This window comes from Streptomyces violaceus (assembly GCF_036014075.1).
In the GTDB taxonomy this organism is placed as follows: domain Bacteria; phylum Actinomycetota; class Actinomycetes; order Streptomycetales; family Streptomycetaceae; genus Streptomyces; species Streptomyces violaceus.
The window spans coordinates 1,651,982-1,673,552 of sequence record NZ_CP107911.1 but is presented as its reverse complement, the minus strand read 5'-3'; the positions used below and the strand labels follow the sequence as shown (position 1 = coordinate 1,673,552).

The window sequence follows — 21,571 nt, the reverse complement described above, 5'->3', positions numbered from 1 at the left end:
CTTCAGCACCGCGAGTAACGGAAGGAACACCACGTGAGTTTCGGGGGACCCACCAACCCGTACCAGCCGCCCGGGCCGCCGGCCGGGGGACCGTACCCGCCGCCTCCGGCCACGGGCCCCTACGTACCGCCCCAGCCGGGCCCGGCACCGTACGGCTACCCGCAGCCACAGCCGTATCCGTATCCACCGCAGCCCCATCCGGGGCCGGGCGCTCTGCGCGGTGGCGAATGGCCGTCGCTGCGCCAGCTGTTGCGGCAGGGGCGGTCCAGCACCTCCGGCTGCATGTGGCTGGTGCTGCTCGCCCCGTGCACCTGGTTCGCGTTCCTGCCGCTCGTGCTCGGCTACTCGTTCGCGCGCTCGGCCCGCAACCGGGCCCACCGGCTCTTCCCGCGGCACGGGCACCGGGCCGTCGACGACCGGCACGTCACGCGCGTGCAGAAAGTGCGGGCCTGGACCGCGGCCGCCATGTCCCTGATGCTGCTCGGCGTCTACGGCAAACCGGAGGACGTCGCCGAGGCCCAGGAGCAGTACATGATGCGGCTGGCGGTCACCCCGCCGCTGCTGCTCCTGAGCGCGCCCGTCGTGATCGCGGTGCTCTTCCGCTGGGCGTCGGCGGCGAGGCGGTCGGCCATGCGCGCAAGCGTGCGGGCCGCCCTGCGGTCGGCCGGGTGGTACGTCGGCGCCGTGACGGCCCTTCCGCTGCTCGGCGGGGCGATCATCCTGCTCGACCGGAACCGGTCGCCCTCCGCCGGGGTGTCGGCAGCCGCACCCTGGCTGATCCTCGCGGCGGCCCTGCCCCTGGTCTGGCTCCTGTTCTTCATCGGCTTCGCCACCGGCCCGGCCATCCGCACCGGTTTCAACACCGCGGCCGTGCACGCTGCGCTCCCGGCCCTGCTGACCGGCACCCTGGTGTGGGAGTTCGCGGTCATCAGCATGGTCGCGGGGGGCCTGCCGCCCGGCCCGCCGGTGATCCAGGCCCTCGCCGTCCTCGGCGGCCCCGCCTCGGTGACGGCGGTGGTCTGGTGGGAGATCCGCCGCCTGCGCACCCTGTACGGCGTGACGCTGCGCGCCTGACCGTACGGCCGCCCGTCCAACCTCACTTTCCGGCCGGGGAGTTGGCGCGGACCGTCCGCACGTCCCCCCGCCTCGCCCCGCCCGCCCGTGATTACGTAGGGCCCATGACTGCGATCAGACTGCTCCTCGTCGACGACGATCCGCTGGTGCGGGCGGGACTGTCCTTCATGATGGGCGGCGCGGACGACATCGAGATCGTCGGAGAGGCCGCCGACGGCGGCGAGGTGGAGGCGCTCGTCGACCGCACCCGCCCGGACGTCGTGCTCATGGACATCCGGATGCCGACGGTGGACGGTCTCACGGCCACGGAGCGGCTGCGCGCCCGCGAGGACGCGCCGCAGGTGGTGGTGCTCACCACCTTCCACGCCGACGAACAGGTGCTGCGGGCGCTGCGCGTGGGCGCCGCCGGTTTCGTCCTCAAGGACACCCCGCCCACCGAGATCCTCGCGGCGGTGCGCCGGGTCGCGGCCGGCGACCCGGTCCTGTCGCCCACGGTCACCCGTCAGCTGATGCAGCACGCGCTCGGCACCGCCGCCGACACGCGCCGCGCAGGCGCGCGTGCACGGATGGCCGTCCTCAACGACCGCGAGCGCGAGGTCGCCGTAGCGGTCGGCCGGGGCCTGGCCAACGCCGAGATCGCCACCGGCCTCTTCATGAGCGTCGCCACCGTCAAGACACACGTCTCCCGCATCCTGGCCAAGCTCGACCTCAACAACCGGGTGCAGATCGCGCTGCTGGCGTACGACGCGGGACTCCTGGACGAGGAGCGGGCGGAGGAACAGGAGGGGCGCTGACCCGCCCTACAGGCAGGGGGCTTCTGATGGATCTCCGCGGCGTCGCGACGCCCGGCACGCACTCTCGCCGCACCGGACAAAAGGCCTGGTAGCTCCTCCCCCACTCTCGGCTTCGCTCGAGCGGGGGGACCCCCATCGAGGCCTTCCGCCCGGCACGCCGACAGCACGCACCGAACGCCGCTCCTTCCTCCACGGAGATCCATCAGAAGCCCCCTAGCCGTCACGCGAACGCCGAGGCGGCGCCACCGGGGATCTCCGCGAGGCGTACCGCTCTGCGCTCCCGGCGCGACAGCTCGCACGCCTCGGCGATCCGCAGGGCCTGCAGCGCCTCGCGCCCGTCGCAGGGGTTGGGCCGCTCGCCCCGGACGACCTCGACGAACGCGTTCAGCTCCGCCTCGTAGGCCGGGCCGAAGCGCTCCAGGAAGCCCGTCCACGGCTTGTCGGCGGCCGGCGGCCCGGTCGGTTCGGTGGACGCGATCGGCGTACGGTCGTCCAGGCCGACCACGATCTGGTCGAGCTCCCCGGCGAGCTCCATGCGCACGTCGTAGCCGGCCCCGTTCATCCGGGAGCCGGTGATCGTGGCGAGCATGCCGTCGTCGAGGGTGAGGAGCACGGCGGCGGTGTCCACGTCGCCGGCCTCGCGGAACATCGCGGGCCCCGCGTCGGACCCGGCCGCGTACACATCCGCAACCTCCCGGCCCGTCACCCAGCGCAGGACGTCGAAATCGTGGATCAGGGTGTCCCGGTACAGCCCGCCGGACAGCGGCAGCCACGCGGCGGCCGGCGGCGACTGGTCACTGGTCAGCGCCCGGACGGTGTGCAGCCGCCCCAGCCTGCCGGACCGCACGGCCTCACGGGCGCCCGTGTAGCCCGTGTCGAAGCGGCGCTGGAAGCCCATCTGGAGGACCGTCCCGACCGTCTCGACCTCGGCGATCGCACTCAGGGTCCCCGGCAGATCCAGCGCGATGGGCTTCTCGCAGAACACCGGCAGGCCCGAGCGTGCTGCCCGACCGATCAGTTCGGCGTGGGCGGACGTGTTGGTCGTGATCACCACGGCGTCGACCCCCCAGCGGAAGATCTCCTCCACGCCCGGCGCCGCCGTCTCGCCCAGCCGGTGCGCCAGATCCTGGGCCCGCGTGGGGTCCGCGTCCGTGAGGATCAAGGACCCGACGTCGCGGTGCCGGCTGAGCGTGTTCGCGTGGATCGTGCCGATGCGGCCCGTCCCGATGACCCCGATGCGCATGGAAACAAAGTGCGTCCACAGCCCGCCGCTGTCAATCTGTTTGTCCGGACAATCTGACTACACAACTTCCCGTCAACAACGCACGGAGCTACGCTCGGCCCGTGCCGAAACCAGAAGTGGACCCGACCGTGCAGCTCGAGCTGAGCGTGGACCGCAGCTCTCCCGTGCCGTTGTACTTCCAGCTGTCCCAGCAGCTGGAGGCCGCGATCGAGCACGGCACGCTGACCCCCGGCAGCCTGCTGGGCAACGAGATCGAACTCGCCGCCCGGCTCGGCCTGTCCCGGCCGACTGTCCGCCAGGCCATCCAGTCGCTCGTCGACAAGGGCCTCCTCGTACGCCGCCGCGGCGTGGGCACCCAGGTCGTGCACAGCCAGGTCAAGCGCCCGCTGGAACTCAGCAGCCTCTACGACGACCTGGAGGCGGCGGGCCAGCGCCCGGCCACGAAGGTCCTGGTCAACACGCTCGAACCCGCCTCCGCCGAGGTCGCCGCCGCACTCGGCGTCGCCGAGGACAGCGACGTCCACCGCGTGGAACGCCTCCGCCTCGCCCACGGCGAGCCCATGGCCTACCTCTGCAACTTCCTGCCCCCAGGCCTCATCGAACTCGACACCGGCCAACTGGAGAGCACCGGCCTCTACCGCCTGATGCGAGCGGCCGGCATCACCCTCCACAGCGCCCGCCAGTCCATCGGCGCGCGAGCGGCGACACCGCCGGAGGCGGAGCGACTCGCCGAGGAGGCCGGGGCCCCGCTGCTGACCATGCAACGCGTCACGTTCGACGACACGGGCCGAGCAGTGGAATACGGCACACACACCTACCGCCCGACGCGCTATTCGTTCGAGTTCCAGCTGCTGGTACGCACCTAGGTTCCTGGGGGCGCGGGGCTGCGTCGATGTGCGGCTCCGCCGCGTGGGCGCGGTCGACCCCCACTCACCCGCACCCGGCAATGATCCGCACCACCCCGCCCCTGCCCCGCTCCGCACACACCCCCACGGTGAGGCAGAATCGGGCCCGATGAGCACCTACCGCGACTTCACCGCCCCCATCGGCTCCCGCCGTGCCACCGTGCTCCGCACCGTCGGCACCCGGGAGCGCCGCTCACACCTGACGGCCCCCCGCGTGCCGACGGTCGGCATCGACATCGGCGGTACGAAGGTGATGGCGGGTGTCGTCGACGCCGACGGCAACATCCTCGAGAAGCTCCGCACGGAGACCCCGGACAAGTCCAAGAGCCCCAAGGTCGTCGAGGACACCATCGCCGAACTGGTCCTGGACCTCTCCGACCGGCACGACGTGCACGCCGTCGGCATCGGCGCGGCCGGCTGGGTCGACGCCGACCGCAACCGCGTGCTGTTCGCCCCCCACCTGTCCTGGCGCAACGAACCGCTCCGCGACCGCCTGGCCGAGCGGCTCGCCGTGCCCGTCCTGGTCGACAACGACGCCAACAGCGCCGCCTGGGCCGAGTGGCGCTTCGGCGCCGGCCGCGGCGAGGACCACCTCGTCATGATCACGCTGGGCACCGGCATCGGCGGCGCGATCCTGGAGGACGGCCAGGTCAAGCGCGGCAAGTACGGCGTCGCCGGCGAGTTCGGCCATATGCAGGTCGTGCCCGGCGGCCACCGCTGCCCGTGCGGCAACCGCGGCTGCTGGGAGCAGTACAGCTCCGGAAACGCCCTGGTCCGCGAGGCACGTGAGCTGGCCGCCGCCGACTCGCCGGTGGCGTACGGGATCATCGAGCACGTCAAGGGCAACATCTCCGAGATCAGCGGCCCGATGATCACCGAGCTGGCCCGCGAGGGCGACGCCATGTGCATCGAGCTGCTCCAGGACATCGGCCAGTGGCTCGGCGTCGGCATCGCCAACCTCGCGGCCGCCCTCGACCCCTCCTGCTTCGTGATCGGCGGCGGTGTCTCGGCCGCCGACGACCTGCTGATCGGCCCCGCGCGGGACGCGTTCCGCCGGCATCTGACCGGCCGCGGCTACCGCCCCGAGGCCCGCATCACCCGGGCCCAGCTCGGCCCCGAGGCCGGCATGGTCGGCGCCGCCGACCTGGCCCGGCTGGTCGCCCGGCGCTTCCGCCGCGCCAAGCGCCGCCGGGTGGAACGGTACGAGCGCTACGAGCGGTACGCGCAGGCCCGCCGCAGTACCCAGGAGACGCTGTGACCGCTTCGCTGCCCCACCAGGGCCCGTGGCCCGACGAGCCGGAACGCCCGGTCGAGGGCCGCCGCCACATGATCCGCCGCAGGGCGCTCACCCTGCTGATCATCGTGCTGCTCATCGGCATCCCGGCGGGCTACCTGGTGATCTCCGCGAACCAGAGCCGGGACAGCGGCAAGGACAAGGAGGCGAAGTACTCGGCGACCGGCCTCACCGAGGGCTGGCCCTCCAAGCTCCAGCGCCGGATCTACCAGGTGCCCGTCCCGCACCCGGCCTGGCACGTGGCGTACTACGAGACCAACAACTGGAAGACCAGCCGCCTGTACGCCCAGTTCGAGACCAACTCGGCCGGTCTGGACGCGTATCTGACGGGCCTCGGCCTGACCCGGGACGACCTGAAGAAGGGCCACGTCACCATCGGCGCCCGCGACCGGAAGGTCACCGGCTGGAAGTTCGCCGACAACGGCATGTGGTCCGGCTTCGTCCACCGGCAGAAGAAGCCGGCCCCCACGCACGACGTGGTCGTGGACCTGTCCAACCCGGCGTACCCCTGGGTGTTCGTGGTGTCCCGGACCGTGCCCTGACCCCTGGGGCCGGTGCGGCCGCGGGGGCCGATTGTCAGACCCCGCCCGTAGAGTCGGAGACGACTGATCCGGCACGCGGGACGGGAGGTGGCAGGACGTATGGGCGACACGGCCGCGGTGGCCGAGCGGGCGGGGGAGCCGACGGTCGTCCCCGTCCGGCTCCCGGCCGTCTTCCTGCCCGCACCCCTCCCGCGCGACGGGCGGATCGCCTTCTGGGACCCCGAGGGCGAGCCCCTGCCCACCGGGGACGCGGAGGACGCCGAGGAGGCCGCGGCCACCGAGCTGACCGTCGTACGACGGCACGGAGCCGGAGTCCGGCGGCGGACCACCCCGGCGCTGTCCCTCCCGCTGGACGCTGCCCTGCCGCTCCTGGTGCGCGCCCGGCACGACCCCGCGGCCCACCCCGCCACCGCCTGCTGGGGCGCGGCCGCCCTGCACGCCCTGCGGCTGACCGCGCGCGGCCGGCTGCTGCCCGGCCTGACCGCCACGGGGCACGACGCGTGGCGCGCCGGCCCCCTCGGCCCGGACGACATCGCACACCTGCGCGCGGTGGCCGCCGCCCTGCCGTACGAGGGCCACGCCGTCCCGCTGCCCGGCCCGGGCCCGATCCGCCTGCCGGAACCGGAAGCGCTGGTGCGCGCCTTCCTGGACGCGGTCGCCGACACCCTGCCCCGCACCCCGGCCGCGCCCCACACCTCCGGCAGGCCCTTCGCGGCCCGGGAGGCCCAGCACCTGCCCGCCGCCCACGACTGGGCCGCCGAGGTCGCCGCCGGCATGGACGCCGGAGTGCGGATCTCGCTCCGCCTGGACCTGTCGGCGTACGACCTCTTCGACGACGCCTCCGACGGCGGCGTACGCAGCGCCGGCGCGGCGATCGTCCAGGTGCACAGCCTCGCCGACCCCACCCTCGTGGCCGACGCGGCCGCCCTGTGGGCGGGCGGGGCCGACGACGCCTTCGGCCCACGCGCACGCGTGGACGCGGCCCTCGCGGTCCGCCGGGCGGCCCGGGTCTGGCCCCCGCTCGACCGGCTCTCCGACCAGGACGTGCCCGACGTGCTGGCTCTGACGGAGGAGGAGCTGAACGACCTGCTCGGGGTCGCGGCCACCCGGCTCGCCGCGGCCGGGGTCGCCGTGCACTGGCCGAGGGACCTCGCCCAGGACCTGTCCGCCACGGCGGTCGTCCGCCCGGCCCCCGGCTCGGCGAAGGACGGCACCGGCTTCTTCGAGAGCGAGGACCTGCTCCGGTTCAGCTGGCAGCTGGCGCTCGGCGGCGACCCGCTCACCGACACCGAGATGGACGCCCTCGCCGAGGCCCACCGCCCGGTCGTCCGGCTGCGCGACCAGTGGGTGCTGGTCGATCCGGCCCTCGTCCGCAAGGCCCGCAAACGGGACCTGGGCCTGCTCGACCCGGTCGACGCGCTGTCCGTCGCCCTCACCGGCACGGCCGACGTGGACGGTGAGACGGTCGAGGCCGTCCCGGTCGGCGCGCTGGCCGGCCTGCGCGACCGCCTGACCGCGGGCATCCGCCCGGCCGAGCCGCCGCCGGGCCTGCACGCCACCCTCCGCGACTACCAGCGCCGAGGCCTGGCCTGGCTCGAGCTGATGACCTCCCTGGGCCTCGGCGGCTGCCTCGCCGACGACATGGGCCTCGGCAAGACCGTCACCCTCATCGCCCTGCACCTGAAGCGGGCCCGCGGCGAGCCGACCCTGGTGGTCTGCCCGGCCTCGCTGCTGGGCAACTGGCAGCGGGAGATCACCCGCTTCGCGCCCGGCGTCCCCGTCCGCCGCTTCCACGGCCCTGACCGCAGCCTGGCCGACCTGGACGGCGGTTTCGTCCTCACCACCTACGGCACGATGCGCTCGGCGGCCCCCGCCCTGGCCGAGCGGACCTGGGGCATGGTCGTCGCCGACGAGGCGCAGCACGTCAAGAACCCCTACTCGGCCACGGCCAAGGCGCTGCGCACGATCCCGTCCCCCGCGCGGGTCGCCCTGACCGGCACGCCCGTCGAGAACAACCTGTCGGAGCTGTGGGCGCTGCTCGACTGGACGACACCGGGCCTCCTGGGCCCGCTGAAGTCCTTCCGCGCCCGGCACGCCCGGGCCGTGGAGACCGGCGAGGACGAGCAGGCGGTGGAGCGCCTGGCCCGCCTGGTCCGCCCCTTCCTCCTGCGCCGGAAGAAGTCCGACCCGGGCATCGTCCCCGAACTGCCGCCCAAGACGGAGACCGACCACCCGGTCCCGCTCACCCGCGAACAGGCCGCGCTGTACGAGGCGGTGGTCCGCGAGTCGCTGCTCGCCATCGAGACCTCCGAGGGCATGGCCCGCCGGGGCCTGGTGCTGAAGCTCCTGACCTCCCTGAAGCAGATCTGCAACCACCCCGCGCTGTACCTGAAGGAGGACCACGCGCCGGAGCACGCCCGGCCCGGCGGCGACCGGTTCGCCACCCGCTCCGGCAAACTCGCCCTGCTGGACGAGCTGCTGGACACGCTGCTCGCCGAGGACGGGTCCGCACTCGTCTTCACCCAGTACGTGGGGATGGCCCGTCTGATCACCACTCACCTGGCCACCCGGGCAGTTCCGGTCGACCTCCTCCACGGCGGCACACCGGTCCCGGAGCGGGAGCGCATGGTGGACCGCTTCCAGGCCGGCTCGACCCCCGTCCTGGTCCTGTCCCTGAAGGCCGCGGGCACCGGCCTCAACCTCACCCGCGCGGGCCACGTCGTCCACTTCGACCGCTGGTGGAACCCGGCCGTCGAGGAACAGGCCACCGACCGCGCCTACCGCATCGGCCAGACCCAGCCCGTCCAGGTCCACCGCCTCATCACCGAGGGCACCGTCGAGGACCGTATCGCCGAGATGCTCCAGGCCAAGCGCGCCCTGGCGGATGCCATCCTCGGCTCCGGCGAGTCGGCCCTCACCGAACTGACGGACCGTGAGCTGTCCGACCTGGTCTCCCTGCGGAGGACGTCATGACCCACAGCGGGGCCGACGAGGCCCGCCGGGCCCTGCGGGCGGCCCGCGAGAAGGCGACCCGGGACCCGGACCCGGACTCCGCTCCCCGTCCGGCACCTTCCCCGGCCCCGTCACCCGCCGACCAGGAGACCTCCCGCCCGGGAGACGCGGCCCGCGAGGCCCTGCGCAGGGCGGTGTCCGAGCGTCGCGAGGCCGATGGGGATGAGGCGGGCTTCCCGGTCGACGCGCGGGCGGCCGAGGATACCGATGACGCGATGGCCGGGGTGCCGGGTGGCGCGTCGGGCCACAGCGGCGACAGCGGGGACCACAGCGGAAGCACCGAGGGCGATGACGGCAGCAGTGGACCGGGGGAGGATGCGTCCGATGCGTCCGACGGACCGGCCGAGGACGAGGACAGGAGCGCGCCCGCCGACGTACCGGAGGGCACCCCTGACGATGCTCCCGGCGGCGCCACCGAGCAGCCGGGTCCGCGCGCGGGGGATGTCGCACGTGAGGCACTGCGTGCGGCTCGGGACGAGGCGCGGCGGGCGCGGGAAGAGACCGCCCGCGAAGGGATCCGGCGCAGGCGCCGGGCTGCCCGGCAGAGCGCCGCGCACGAGAGGCCGGGGCCTGAGCGGAGGGCGGGCGAGCACACCGTCGGCAGGGGGACGCGAGACGTACTGCAGTTGCTGGGCGACGCCTTCCGGATGCCTCCGGCGGCGGACGAGCCGGACGCGGCACCCGAGGACTCCGACGAAACGCGCCACGGGCGCTCGCCTCACCACAGTGCCGACGCGCCGCACAGCCCGGCGACCCCCGAGACGCCGACTCCCGGCCCCGCGACCTCCCACCCCTGGTCCACCCCGCCCACAACCCCCCGAAAAGCTGCACCCCCTCACACCACCCCCCGGAAGCCCCGCTCCATGGCCGCCCCCAGCCGCGACAGCGAACTCCGCCGTACCTTCCCGGCCTTCCCGCCCCGGGAGCCCGACGGCCAGGGGTTCGCCGAGAGTTGGTGGGGGAACGCGTGGGTCGCGGCGCTCGAGCAGGGCGCGCTGGACGCCAAGCGGCTGGAGCGCGGGCGCGGATATGCGGGGCAGGGGAATGTCGACGCCATCACCGTGACGCCCGGACTGGTGCTGGCGTACGTACAGGGCAGCCGCCCGCGCCCGTACCGCGTGCAGGTGCGGCTGCGCACGCTCGACGACGCCGACTGGGAGCGGTTCCTGGACGCCGCCGTCGACCGGCCCGGGCACATCGCGGCGCTCCTGGACAAGGAGATGCCCCACTCCCTCGCGGACTGCGGCGTGCCCCTGCTGCCGGGCCCCGGCGACCTGGAACCGCAGTGCAGCTGCCCCGACCGGGGCCATCCCTGCAAGCATGCCGCCGCCCTCTGCTACCAGACCGCCCGGCTGCTGGACGCCGACCCCTTCGTCCTGCTCCTGCTGCGCGGCCGCGGTGAACGGGACCTGCTCGACGCCCTGTCCCGGCTGAGCGCCACCCGCGCGGCGCGTGCCGCCCAGGACAAAGAACCGGAACCTCTTCCCGGCGTGCGGGCCGGTGACGCCCTCACGCCACGCGCCCTCCCGCCCCTGCCGACGCCGCTGCCCACGCCCGCGCACCCCGAACAGCCCCCGGCCTACCCGGCGTCCCCCGGCGGCCCGGACCCCTTCGCGCTGGACCAACTGGCCACGGACGCCGCCGCCCGGGCGCACGCCCTGCTCGCCACCGGCCGCGACCCGGTCGGGCAGTTGACCCTCTGGCAGGACGCGGTCCGCCTGGCCGCGGCCCGCCCCGGCTCGGGACTCACCGCTGGCACCCGGGCGCTCTACTCCTCCCTCGCCTCCGCGGCGGGCCGCACGCCGTCCGAGCTGGCCCGCGCGGTCGCCGCCTGGCGCCAGGGCGGACTGGAGGGCCTCGCCGTACTGGAGGAGCCGTGGGACCCGCCGGCCGGCCGGTTCGACCGGGCCCGCCCCCTCCTCCTCGCCGCCGACCTGCCCGCCTTCCGCCCCGGGCGCAACCACCTCACCCACCCCCACGGCCACGTCCAGCTCCGCCTGGGCCGCGACGGCCTGTGGTACGCCTACGAGTCCGAGCCGGGCCACGACGACTGGTGGCCGAGAGGCACCCCCGACCTGGACCCGGTGGGCGCGCTGACCGGCCTCGGCCTGCCGAGCGACCTCTGAGGCCCCGCGGCTCGATGTCTCCCGGGGAGCCCGGGAGCGGGCCGCTTCCGGGCATCCCCGTTCCGAGGAACTCCTCAAGGGACAGCACCCAGGACGCCATCGCCCCCGCGGGACCGCTGCAGATCGGGGGATACGCCTGGGAGGAGGCCATCTACACCGCCCCCGTCGCCGATGCCGCGTCCCATGCCGTGAAAGCGGCGGAGGCGGGCCGGTGGGACGGGCCGGTCTCGGGCGACGTCTCGGACTGGGAGAGCGCCTCCGTCCACTGGGTGATCCAGCGCGAGGACCTGGCCGCGCGGCGCTTCGACCGTGCGTTCACCGACGTCTTCTGGAACCCCTGATGTGGGCAACCGGATCGCAGCACGGCTGACGATCCACGCGCACACACCGTGATGTGCGGCGCGTCGGTACGATGCACGCGCGTCGTGCCTCACGTGCCTGGCCGGCAAACGTGGCGACCACCGAGCGGTGGTACGTGAAGCCGAGTTCCCCGCCATCGTCGGAGACCTGTCCGGCTACGCAGACGCCGGCCACCTGGCCGCCCACGCGGGACTGGCCCCGGTGTCGCGCGACTCCGGCCGCCGGACCGGTAACCACCACCGGCCCAAGCGCTACCACCGCCGCTTACGACACGTCTTCTACATGGCAGCCCAGACCGCCATGATGCGGCCCGGCCCTCCCGGGACTACTACCTCAAGAAGCGCGCTGAAGGGCAGCACTGCTCGCCCTTGCACGCCGCCGAGTCGACGTGCTGTGGGCCATGCTCCGCGACAAGAGACTGTTCACCCCCACCCCGCCAGCCTCCCGACCGGCTTGACACGGTCATTGAGACTCACTCCACGAGCGCATGGGGCAGGTCGAGTGCGGCAGGATAGATGACCAACGAGGCCCCCGAGCAGCGTGGTTGAGACGTCAGACATCTCGGTCAACAGCCCGGGGGCCTCGCTCGTTGCGCTTCGTGAACCGTCACCTGATCGGTGGCCAACTCGAAGAAGCTCACTGACAACATTCGCTGACCCGTCCATCTCTCCGACCTGGCGCCTCCCTCCTTGAGCTAGCTCCGTACTTCGCGGGTGGCTGAGTCGGGTGGAGTTGCTGCCTGGTCGTGTCCGGTCCCGGGCTGGTCGTGTTGACCGCGTGTGGCGAAGTCTTGCCGGTCCCCGCGGCTGCGGACGGTGCGCCCGCGCATGGAATGTGTGGTCACCTCCGTGGTGGAGAAGCGTCTGGGTGCTCTGCCTGTCGCTGCCGAGTTTCTGCGCCGGGTTTGTCGCGGCCCGTCACGCCGATGCGTGCGGCGTCCTGCGCCGCGTCCGCGACAACCAGAGCCGTCCTTGTGATGTGCCCCTGGGCTCGCGACTGGAGGACGGCGACATCGAGACAGCCCATGCTCGGCAGGATCACTGCGTTGAGCGGGAGACACAGAGCAAGAGTCGCAACCAGGCAGGCGCAACTTCCTTGCTGAATCGCGATCCACACTGGGTGACTCTTTGCCGCTCCGAAGGCGGATAGCACAAGAAAGGCAAACAATGCGCGCGAGATGCGGTCTATTTTCGTTTCATGGATGACTCATTGAAGGACCTCACTGGAACTCGCGGCGTGAGCCCACTGCGGCAGCTGTCTCTGGAGCAGCTGCGGCAGCGCACGAGTATGAAGTGGACGACCTACCAGGACGACGTATTGCCACTGTGGGTGGCGGAGATGGACGTGCCGGTCGCCGAGCCCGTAGCACGAGCCATCCACAGTGCGGTGGAGCGCGGAGATACCGGGTATCCGGCCGGAACCGCCTATGGCGAGGCATTCGCGGACTTCGCCGCGCGACGTTGGGACTGGGACGACCTGGCTGTTGAGCGGACGGCGATCGTGCCTGACGTGATGCTGGGCATCGTCGAGATGCTCAAGTTGGTCTCCGGCCGCGGGGACCCCGTCGTGGTCAACTGCCCTGTGTATCCGCCCTTCTATCAGTTCATCCGCAACGACGGCCGGCCGGTTGTCGAGGCGCCGCTGACCGAGAAAGGGCGGATCGACCTGACCACCCTGGAGGTCGCATTCCAGAAAGCCACCGGTCGCGGCGGGCGGCCGGTGTATCTGCTGTGCAGTCCGCACAATCCGACCGGCACCGTACACACCGCCACTGAACTGACCGATGTTGCCGAGCTTGCGCGCAGGTACGCCGTGCGCGTCGTGGCGGACGAGATCCACGCTCCCATCGTGGCTGCCGGAACCTCCTTCGTTCCTTACCTGAGCGTGCCGGGGGCGGAGAACAGCCTGTCGGTGATGTCCGCCTCCAAGGCATGGAACCTGGCCGGTCTCAAAGCCGCCCTCGCCATCGCCGGCCCCGAGGCCGCCGACGACCTGGCCCGCCTCCCCGAGGAAGTCGGTCACGGCCCCAGCCACCTCGGCGTCATCGCCCACACCGCGGCCCTACGGGAGGGCGGTGCCTGGCTCGACAGCCTGCTGGCCGGACTGGACGAAAACCGTCATCTGCTCGGCGATCTACTGTCCACCCACCTGCCCGCCGTGCGCTGCCGCCCAGGCCAGGCCACCTACCTGGCCTGGCTGGACTGCCGGAAACTGGCCCTTGGCAACGACCCGGCGGCCGTCTTCCTGGAACGAGGCCGGATCGCCCTCAACTCCGGGATGGCCTTCGGGCCGGGCGGAGCGGGGTTTGTCCGTATGAACCTGGCCACCTCCCCGGAAATCCTCGCCGAAGGGGTCCGCAGGATGGCCTCCGTACTGTGAGCTCGTCGACTCGAAAGGGACGTGAGGGGTAGCCTCTGCGGTCCGCTCAGCAGGACTGCGTAGGTAACCGCCCGTTCTGTGCGCCGCCGCAGTGCCGTGCCGCGTCTCGGAGGCCGGCCCATGCGATCCGTCTTCGGGCCACTCTTGGTCTCATTGACGAGCTCCCGGTTCCCCAGGAGGGGGTCCCATCCAGGCGGGGCGAGAAGCGGGCCTGGGCATTCGGTTCCGCGCGTCTCAGCCCATGGGCATCTCAGCGACGAGTCCATGCGCAATTGAGGGAAACAGGCGCGGCTGAGCCCGGATACCGCCGTGCGGGGTCTCCAGGCTCCTCCTGCGGATGCCCACCCTGGAAGGCACCGGCGCACGTGGCTGACCCGCCGTCCGATGCCGCTTTGGGGCGGATGCGGGCAGCGGGTCGTGCGCCGCGACTGTCCTTTACAGGCCGGGCGTCCGGGCTGTCGCGTGCTCAGACAAGCGTGGTGACGACGTCGACCGGGTTGACGAGGGTGTCGCGGATGGGCGAACGGCTCTCGACGAGGGTGATCAGCTCTTCGAGCTGCTCGCGGGTGGCATCAGGGGCCTCGATGTGGACGCGAACGCGCAGCTGCTGCACGCCCGGACGGATTGCGGTGTCGATACCGAGGAACCCGCGCAGGTCGATGTCGCCTTCGAGCTCCAGCCGGAAGCTCTTGAGCTCGATGCCGCGCGAGGCGGCGTTGGCGGTGAGTGTGACGGTGTAGCAGCCTGCCAGCGCCTGCAGAACGTACTCCGCGGGCGAGACCGCGGTGTCGGTGCCCAGCAGCGCGGTCGGCTCGTCGCTGGTCATCGTGTACTTCGCCACACGCTGCTCGTCGCGCTCACCGCCCTGTGTCAAGGCGCCGGTCTGCGCCTTGATCCGGAAACCGCCCTGCCACGCACCGTCGACAGCGAAGGTGACCTGGCCGAGCTTGGGAGTGGCCCGAACGGCGTCGATGGTCTCCCGCAGAGCCTTTACGTCGATCTCGTTGACTACGGACATCAGTACTGGTTCCTCCGATTGGCGTGGGGCACGTCAGGGGTGAGCGATGGCCGCGGCCATCGGACCGCCCCTCAGGGCTGAGAAATGTGTTGCGGCGCGGCGCACACTTCGCCCCTGAAGAAGCAGTCGACCGCGCCAACTCTCAAAGACGAGGCTAGGCGGGATCGACCGCTATATTCTTGCCATCTTTGCTAGCAGCCAGACGGATTGGGGAGAGAGTTGCCCATTGACCGGGTGGATCGCGAAATTCTTGCGGAGCTACAGAAGGACGGTCGCCAGACGATCACGGAACTGTCGGAGAAGGTCCGGCTGAGCATCTCGCGTTGCCAGCGGCGGCTGCGCGAGCTCGAGCGCGCAGGCGTTATTCGCGGATACAAGGCAGTGCTGGATCCGGAGGCGATGGGACTCGGCTTCGAAGCGCTGGTCTTCGTGACGCTGCAGCGGGAGGATCAGTCGACGCTGGCGGCCTTCGACGAGGCCGTCGCCGCAATTCCCAACGTTCTGCAGGCACAACGCCTTTTCGGCGATCCCGATTGCCTCCTGCACGTCGTGGCCGTCGACCTCGCCGACTACCGGAAGCTCTACGAAGGGCAACTGACCAGGCTGCCAGGTGTACAGAAACTGACCTCCACCATCGTCATGAAAAAGATCGTCGAGGCGCGCCCACTTCCCACCTGAGACGACGCCCCGCCACCCCGCTCGGCACTGGGCCCAATGCCGGCATCGAGGAGTACGAGGCCGCGCACCGGAAGGTGCCCGAGGAACGTACCGCCACCATCCGCGACGCGGGGCCCCGCCGGGGCAGTTGTGCCACCAAAGGGGCCGTCATGAGGATCGCCGCGCACACCAAGGTCCGCGCCGACCCCATTCCTCCCGCACGTCGGGGGAACCTCGATGTGCGGATTCCACAGAAGGCGGCCGGGCAGGCGCACGACCCGGTGCACCCGCCCGCTGCGCTACGCCCGCCGCGTGATGTTGAGGCCGTTACTTCCGCACGCCGGTCGCGCTGAACTCCTGTACGCCGACCTTTCCGTTCTGGTTGCTGTTGCGCACGTAGAGCCGGATGTTGGTGGTGGCGACGTTGGCCGGCGGTCGGTAGACGACCGGCGCCGCCGTGTTGATCGCCTGGTAGGGCATGATGTCGATCCAGGTGTTCTGGCCGGCGCTCCACCGCTGCACCTTCCAGTGGCTGGTCATCCAGGTGCAGCAGTTGTCCTGCTGGATGGTGAAGGCGAACCGCTCGTAGTCGGCGCCGAGATCGAACTGCACCCAGGACTCGTTCCCGTTGGAGCCGGCCTCGCCGGTCTCGGTGACGCCGTCCCACAGCTTGCCGAGGCTGCTGTCCCAGGAACTGCGCTGCGACAGGGTGGAGTGGTCGGCCAGGTTCTCCCTGGGCACCTTCCACCGCAGCCCGGCGTACGCCGGTTCCAGGCCCGCCTGGTTCATGATGGTCCGTGCCTCGGCCGGCCACGCACCGTCTGTCACCACGTGCGGCCGCCCGTCGCCGTCGTAGATGGCCCCGTTGAGCCAGTTGTCGGCGAAGTCGGTGTAGTTGTGTGACGCGTACACCGACAGTGGCTGGCGGTAGCGCGGGGAGAAATCGAACCGCCCGCCCTTTCCGACGTTGTAGTCCCAGCGGGTCTGGTGACTCTGGTTGTCGCTGTAGTAGTTCGCCGTCGACGTCGAGTGGTGCACGTAGTTGTGGCTGATCTCGCTGCCCGGCCACGACCCGAACGAGTAGACGGCCCCCGAGTCGTGCACCCCCCAGGGCTGCTTGGACGTGGCGTTGTACACCTCGTTGTGGCTGAACGTCGTCTTGCCGATCCCATCCACCCCGTCGAGGAGGCTGGTCTCCTCCGCCTTGCGCTGATGGAAGCCGCTGTATGCGGTGTCGTAGACGAGGTTGTGGGTGACTGCCACGTTGTAGGTGTTCATCAGGCTGATCCCGGTCGCCGGGAAGAAGTCGTCACCGGTGTCGGTCACGACGTTGTTGCTGATGGTCACGTTCTTGGTGCGCTGGGCGCCGTTGACGTGCACGTCCATCCACCGGCCGGCGATGACCCCGGCGGCGGTCAGGTTGTGGAAGAGGTTGCCGGTGACGGTGACGTCCTCTGCTCCGGTCAGCAGCTGCAGTCCGCCGCTGCCCATCTTGCGCACGGTGTTGTCGGTGAAGGTGATGTCGCGGGCGTTGGTCAGCTTGATCTGACCGGGCACCTCGCCGCCGTAGCCGTCCTGGTTCGGATCCTTGAAGGGGTCATCCGCGTACTGCGCCTCAGCCTGCGAGCCGCCGATGAACCGGTCGCGAGGCAGCAGCCAGTTGCCGTGCTCGAACGTGATGCCGTCGAAAGCGATCGCGCTCGCCTTGGCGGACGGGCTGGACCCGGCCACGTTCACCAGCGTCTCCACCGTCGGCACGTACGCCCCGGCCTGGTTGACGTCCTCTCCCGCCCGCGGGTAGTAGTACACCTTGTTCGTTGCCCGGTTCAGGTACCACTCGCCGGGGGAGTCCAGCTCCTCGAACGCGTTGAGCACGTAGAACGTGTCGTCGTAGTCCAGCGAGAAGCCGTCGTCGCGGTTCAGCCGCGCCTGGAAGTGCGGCTGTGCCAGGCGCACCCGCTTATCGGCGCCGCTCGCACTGATGTCCACGACGGGGAAGTAGTCGATCTTGAAGCCGATCGCGATGTGCAGCAGCCGGATGTCGCGGACGTTGGTGTACGCCGGAACGCCGGCCGCCGGGAACTGCACGCCGTCGTAGGAGCGGGTCGGCCGCTCCGGGTTGGCCGGCGGGTTGGGGATCGATGCCTCATCGAAGAAGCCGCTGCCCACGATGCCCTTGCCCATCGCCAGCTGAGCCCGCCGGCCGCCGACGTAGAGCTGCCGGAAGTAGTCGGCGTAGCCCGCCGACTCCGGTACGTCGGCCACGAAGTAAGGCTGGTCGGTTACCCGCTTCCAGCCCGTGACGGCCTTACCACCGTCAACTATGGGCGTCTCACCCGGATACGCCTGGTAGACGACCTTGAACCCGTTGGAACCCGAGTCCGCCTCGGTCAGGTTGAAGGTGGCCGTCCGGGTATGCCGGCCCCCGCGCAGGCAGACGCGGAGGTCGGCCCGCATGTCCTTGTTGAGCTCGTGCTGTCGGATGTGGTCCCGCGCCCGTTCCAAGGTCGCCCAGGGGTGATCCGGTGAGGTTCCGGCGTTACCGTCGCTGCCCGACGCGGAGACGTAGAAGGTGCACGCTGCTGCCGCCTCCGCCGTACCACTGACCACCAGCCCAGCAGCCAGCACGACCGCCGCCATGGCGCCCGCGGCCACTCTGTGTTTGCTCATCAACTCACTTTCGACTCGTGTCTGGGATGGGTGCGGCACGCTCGATGCCGTGTGCGCGTGGCCATGCCGCACTCAGGTCGGCCCGGACATGACGGTGTTGCGTGTGCCGGTGCGGGGTCGCACCGGCACACGGAGTGTGTTTCGGAGATCGTGACCCGAACCGCTTCGTCAGCGGACGGAGAACTGGCTGAAGGTCGCGGTGCCGATGGTTCCGGCGTGGGCTGTGGAGAACATGCCCGCGTCCAGGGTGCTGTTCGCCCCGGTCAGGGTCGCGGTGCCGGCGGTGGTCCAGGTGGTGCCGTCGGCGGAGTAGGAGCCGGTGACCGACGTGCCGTTCCTGACCAGGCGGAGCCAGACAGGGGCGCCGGTGGCGCTGCCGGTCTTGATGGTGTTGGTGTCGAGGTAGCCGTCACCGTTGGAGTCCGACGACAGGGCGATTCCGTTGCCGGGGGTGGTGGCGAGGATGAGGTACCCGGTGGACGATCCGGCGGAGGCGATGTTGTTTCGCAGCATCAGGCCGGCTTTGGCCCAGCTGTTGGTCTTGTCCTGACTGGCGACGCGGACGGTGACGGTCGAGGACGTTCCGGCGGCCTCCGTCCGGTAGGCGGCGGAGTACTCGTCGTCGTATGCCGTGCCGGAGCGCCATATGTCGATGCCCGCGCTGGTCAGGGCGGTCACTCCGCCGCTTTGGCTGACGGCTGCCGGGATCGAACTGTATGCCGTGTAGGGAGAGGTGACGATCCGCAGGTTGCTGAATGTCGCGCTGCCGGCGGTGGTGGTGCTGTGGGCTGTGTGGATGACACCGGCATCCTGGGTGGTCGCCATGGACGGCAGGGTCACCGTCGAGCCGACCTGCGTGAAGGTGGATCCGTCGGTGGAGTAGGAGGCGGACACCTGGGTGGCAGTGCGGGTGAGCCGCAGCCAGACCGGTGCCTTGACGGTGGCAGCGGTGGACGTGAGCTGGTCGAGGTAGCCGTCGGCGTTGGAGTCCCGCTGGAAGCTGACGCCGTGGTTCGGGGTCACCACCACAGCCGCGTATCCGGCGGAGGAGCCGTCGTCCGTGAGGTCGTTGCGCAGGACGACGCCGGCCTTGGCCCAGGCGTTGGTGTTGTCCAGGTTGTCGACCCGGGCGGTCACCGACGTGCCGTCGACAGCTGCGCCGTTTCGGAAGACGGTGCCGTACTCGTCTTCGTGCTGTCCGCCGGCACCCCAGATGTCCTCGCCTGCGTCGGTGATCGTGAAGTGGCCGCCGCTCTGGCCGGTGTTGGCGGGGGTGGAGGAGTAGGCACGGTAGGGGGAGCTGACGGGGTCGGTGGTCAGTGGACGGTACAGGGGCTGGATACCGGCGTTGTTCATGACCGTCTTGGCGGCTGACGGCCAGTTGCCGTCGCTGACGACGACGGTGCCGCTGACCACGTCACCGCGGCCGTTGGTGTTGGTGATGTTCGCGTGACTGTTGTTCGTCCAGTTGTCGGTCAGGGTCAGGGCGCCGGTGTTGTTGGTCGCGTTGCTGTTCTCATGGCCCCATTCGCCGGTGTTCCGGAAGACGTTGTTGGTGTCCGTGAAGTTCCGGGAGCCCTCGTCGTGGTAGAAGCCGAACCAACCGTTGTTGCTGTGGCAGTAGTTGCGTTCGAAGGTGCTGCCCGGTGACGCCGACAGGGTGTACATGCAGCCGCCGTCGGTCATCTGCTGCATGAGGTCGTGGATGTAGTTGTCGGTGACGTGGTTGTTCGCGGCGGTGGTCGCCGTCTTGTAGATGGGCTGGTATTCGTACAGGCCCCGGTTGACGTAGTCCTGGCTGCCGCCGATGTCGTTGGCGCCCCAGCCGTAGCCGATCGTGAGGCCGGAGTAGGGCAGGTTGTACGCCTCGTTGTGCGAGACGGTCGCGCCGTTCACGTAGGTGAGGAGGATGGCGGACATGTCGCGGTATTCCAGCGCCACGTCATGGATGAGGTTGTTGCTCAGCGTGATGTCCCGGTTGGTCATCCGCCTGTCACTGGGGTGGTGCGCGTCCGCCCGGACGCCGCCGACGGCGATGCCGCCGCCCGCGTCCTGGGTGAAGACGTTGCCGGTCGCGGTGATGCTGCGGGCGCCGAGTCCGACGCCGGTGGTGTGGGCGTTGGCGTCGTTGCCGATGCCGAGGCTGTTCTGTCCGAGCTGGGTGAACCGGTTGCCGGTGAAGGTGATGTGGTCGGCGGCCGAGACCTGGACGGCGGAGGGCATCTGTTTCCAGTGAGGGCGTGCCGCCTCGAAGAGCGGGCAGCCGCTCTGGCACGAGGTCAGCGCGTCCGACGGGCGGTCCCAGGTACCGGAGAGGTACGCGCCGGTCTGCTGGCTGGCGTAGCCGTGGGTGGTGGGGTCCAGCCAGCTGGTGCCCGAGAACTGCAGCCCTGAGAAGGTGATGTGGGTGGCGGGGGAGGAGTACGTCCCTCCGACGCTGATGAGTGACTCCAGCTTCGGCACCTCGACGTCGGCCTCACTCATGTCCTGCCCGCTGAGCGGCTTGTAGTACAGGGTGCCGGTAGTGGTGTCGAGGTACCACTCGCCGGACGTGTCGAGGAACTCGTAGGCGTTCTCGATGTAGAGAGGGCCGGCCCGGAAGGGGCTCGACAGGGTGTCGTAGCCGAACGTGTTGTTGTTCCACGAGGGCTGGGCCATGGTGATGGTGCCGCTGCTGATGCCGGTCACCGGGGCATAGCGGTCGGTGAAGGACCCGACGCCGTGGATCTCGGTCCGGCCGGGCTGCGCAAGGCTGTTGAGGTAACTCAGCGAGCTTTTGGTGAACGTGTAACCGCTGGTGGTCGCGGTCAGGTCCGAACGGCTGACCTCGGCGCGGGCCCTGGTGGCCAGGGTGCCGTCGACGGACAGATGGCGCGTGTCGAAGCCGGTGCCGACCTTGCTCTTCCAGATGTTCTTGGCCGGGTCCTGCACGGTCCAGCCGGTGGCCTTCCGCGCTCCGGTGATGACGGGACGGGCGCCCAGCGCGGCCTTCCAGGTCACCGTGTGGCCGCCTGTGCCGGAGTCCGCCGAGGTGAAGGCGAGCGGCGCGGAGAGCCGGTAGGTGCCGCCGGCGAGCTCGACGGTGATGTCACGGGCCATGGAGTTGTTGATCGCCCGCACCTTGGCCTTGGCCTGAGTGACGGAGCACGGCCGACTCACGGAGCAGGCGGTCCCGGAGCCGCTCGGTGAGACGTGGAGCGTCGTGCCGGCCGCGAACGCGGGGCCGGCCTGGGTGAGGACTGCAGCGGTCGAGGCGGTGAGGACGGCAGCTGTGGCCAGCCAGGAACGGAGACGATCAGGAACCGCGGGACGTATGCGGCTTGTTCGCATGTGGCACCTTCCGGGAGGTTCAGGGGGCCCGTGGTGCTCTTGGCGGGCAGGGGAGAGCCCAGCGGCAAGAGGGGAAGGGGGAAGCGCGATGTAACATTAGACGTCATACGAATTTCGTCAATAGGTCGCGCGCTGCCGACTGGGCCGGACCCGGACATGCGAACGCC

Annotated in this window: 14 protein-coding genes and 1 pseudogene; 11 read left to right on the top strand and 4 right to left on the bottom strand. The window is 70.8% G+C overall.

The annotated features are described in order from the left end of the window. Positions 1 to 33 precede the first annotated feature (33 nt). Both OG542_RS07520 and OG542_RS07515 read left to right on the top strand, forming a co-directional pair. A complete protein-coding gene (locus OG542_RS07520) occupies positions 34 to 1,074 on the top strand; it encodes a hypothetical protein (RefSeq protein ID WP_328409292.1) in 1,041 nt (346 codons plus the stop codon). Positions 1,075 to 1,178: 104 nt separating this feature from the next. Beyond that, on the top strand, positions 1,179 to 1,868 hold the full coding sequence (locus OG542_RS07515; RefSeq protein ID WP_328409290.1) for a response regulator transcription factor: 690 nt from the start codon (positions 1,179 to 1,181) through the stop codon (positions 1,866 to 1,868). A 220-nt stretch (positions 1,869 to 2,088) separates the two neighbouring features. Here OG542_RS07515 and OG542_RS07510 read toward each other — a convergent pair whose 3' ends face one another. Further along, positions 2,089 to 3,111 carry a Gfo/Idh/MocA family protein gene (locus tag OG542_RS07510; RefSeq protein ID WP_184588765.1) on the bottom strand — a complete coding sequence of 341 codons (1,023 nt, stop codon included), beginning with the start codon at positions 3,109 to 3,111 and terminating at the stop codon, positions 2,089 to 2,091. 128 nt (positions 3,112 to 3,239) lie between these two features. On the opposite strand from OG542_RS07510, the gene OG542_RS07505 reads away from it, so the two are divergent. The 8 genes and pseudogenes from OG542_RS07505 to OG542_RS07470 all read left to right on the top strand — a co-directional run bounded on the left by OG542_RS07505 (position 3,240) and on the right by OG542_RS07470 (position 13,729). After that, positions 3,240 to 3,977, top strand: a complete 738-nt coding sequence (locus OG542_RS07505; RefSeq protein WP_328417824.1) for a GntR family transcriptional regulator — start codon at positions 3,240 to 3,242, stop codon at positions 3,975 to 3,977. 148 nt (positions 3,978 to 4,125) lie between these two features. Continuing rightward, positions 4,126 to 5,274 carry an ROK family glucokinase gene (locus OG542_RS07500; RefSeq protein WP_311128516.1) on the top strand — a complete coding sequence of 383 codons (1,149 nt, stop codon included), beginning with the start codon at positions 4,126 to 4,128 and terminating at the stop codon, positions 5,272 to 5,274. Next, a complete protein-coding gene (locus tag OG542_RS07495) occupies positions 5,271 to 5,852 on the top strand; it encodes a sugar kinase (protein WP_311128517.1) in 582 nt (193 codons plus the stop codon). Before OG542_RS07500 ends, OG542_RS07495 begins: the two co-directional genes overlap by 4 nt. A gap of 99 nt (positions 5,853 to 5,951) precedes the next feature. Continuing rightward, positions 5,952 to 8,825, top strand: coding sequence for a DEAD/DEAH box helicase (locus OG542_RS07490; RefSeq protein ID WP_328409286.1), 2,874 nt, complete (start codon positions 5,952 to 5,954; stop codon positions 8,823 to 8,825). Further along, on the top strand, positions 8,822 to 10,990 hold the full coding sequence (locus tag OG542_RS07485) for an SWIM zinc finger family protein (RefSeq protein ID WP_328409284.1): 2,169 nt from the start codon (positions 8,822 to 8,824) through the stop codon (positions 10,988 to 10,990). The genes OG542_RS07490 and OG542_RS07485 overlap by 4 nt, the downstream gene beginning before the upstream one ends. 14 nt (positions 10,991 to 11,004) lie before the next feature. After that, positions 11,005 to 11,331: a hypothetical protein gene (locus OG542_RS07480; protein ID WP_328409282.1), complete on the top strand. Its 327-nt coding sequence runs from the start codon at positions 11,005 to 11,007 to the stop codon at positions 11,329 to 11,331. A 139-nt stretch (positions 11,332 to 11,470) separates the two neighbouring features. Next, positions 11,471 to 11,807: pseudogene (locus tag OG542_RS07475) on the top strand (transposase); the annotation flags it as partial. A 740-nt stretch (positions 11,808 to 12,547) separates the two neighbouring features. Then, positions 12,548 to 13,729 (top strand): MalY/PatB family protein, encoded by a 1,182-nt coding sequence (locus tag OG542_RS07470; protein WP_328409280.1) that lies wholly within the window; start codon positions 12,548 to 12,550, stop codon positions 13,727 to 13,729. Positions 13,730 to 14,195: 466 nt separating this feature from the next. Here OG542_RS07470 and OG542_RS07465 read toward each other — a convergent pair whose 3' ends face one another. Continuing rightward, the gene (locus OG542_RS07465) at positions 14,196 to 14,747 is read right to left on the bottom strand and encodes an OsmC family protein (RefSeq protein ID WP_328409278.1); all 552 of its coding nucleotides are present in this window, start codon (positions 14,745 to 14,747) and stop codon (positions 14,196 to 14,198) included. 225 nt (positions 14,748 to 14,972) lie between these two features. Here OG542_RS07465 and OG542_RS07460 point away from each other — a divergent pair, with 225 nt between their 5' ends. Further along, positions 14,973 to 15,425 (top strand): Lrp/AsnC family transcriptional regulator, encoded by a 453-nt coding sequence (locus OG542_RS07460; protein WP_107449296.1) that lies wholly within the window; start codon positions 14,973 to 14,975, stop codon positions 15,423 to 15,425. A 306-nt stretch (positions 15,426 to 15,731) separates the two neighbouring features. Here the strand turns inward: OG542_RS07460 and OG542_RS07455 are convergent, their stop codons facing one another. Both OG542_RS07455 and OG542_RS07450 read right to left on the bottom strand, forming a co-directional pair. Further along, positions 15,732 to 18,074, bottom strand: a complete 2,343-nt coding sequence (locus tag OG542_RS07455; protein ID WP_328409276.1) for a right-handed parallel beta-helix repeat-containing protein — start codon at positions 18,072 to 18,074, stop codon at positions 15,732 to 15,734. Positions 18,075 to 18,242: 168 nt separating this feature from the next. Then, positions 18,243 to 21,404, bottom strand: a complete 3,162-nt coding sequence (locus OG542_RS07450) for a DUF1349 domain-containing protein (RefSeq protein WP_328409274.1) — start codon at positions 21,402 to 21,404, stop codon at positions 18,243 to 18,245. Between the last annotated feature and the right edge of the window lie 167 nt (positions 21,405 to 21,571).

What these genes read in the sequence shown, in the direction of transcription:
- OG542_RS07490 (WP_328409286.1), top strand. Translation starts at nt 5,952, where the DNA reads ATGGGCGACACGGCCGCGGTGGCCGAGCGGGCGGGGGAGCCGACGGTC.
- OG542_RS07485 (WP_328409284.1), top strand. Translation starts at nt 8,822, where the DNA reads ATGACCCACAGCGGGGCCGACGAGGCCCGCCGGGCCCTGCGGGCGGCC.
- OG542_RS07455 (WP_328409276.1), bottom strand. Translation starts at nt 18,074, where the DNA reads ATGAGCAAACACAGAGTGGCCGCGGGCGCCATGGCGGCGGTCGTGCTG.
- OG542_RS07450 (WP_328409274.1), bottom strand. Translation starts at nt 21,404, where the DNA reads ATGCGAACAAGCCGCATACGTCCCGCGGTTCCTGATCGTCTCCGTTCC.
- OG542_RS07465 (WP_328409278.1), bottom strand. Translation starts at nt 14,747, where the DNA reads ATGTCCGTAGTCAACGAGATCGACGTAAAGGCTCTGCGGGAGACCATC.
- OG542_RS07470 (WP_328409280.1), top strand. Translation starts at nt 12,548, where the DNA reads ATGGATGACTCATTGAAGGACCTCACTGGAACTCGCGGCGTGAGCCCA.
- OG542_RS07515 (WP_328409290.1), top strand. Translation starts at nt 1,179, where the DNA reads ATGACTGCGATCAGACTGCTCCTCGTCGACGACGATCCGCTGGTGCGG.
- OG542_RS07510 (WP_184588765.1), bottom strand. Translation starts at nt 3,111, where the DNA reads ATGCGCATCGGGGTCATCGGGACGGGCCGCATCGGCACGATCCACGCG.
- OG542_RS07500 (WP_311128516.1), top strand. Translation starts at nt 4,126, where the DNA reads ATGAGCACCTACCGCGACTTCACCGCCCCCATCGGCTCCCGCCGTGCC.
- OG542_RS07480 (WP_328409282.1), top strand. Translation starts at nt 11,005, where the DNA reads ATGTCTCCCGGGGAGCCCGGGAGCGGGCCGCTTCCGGGCATCCCCGTT.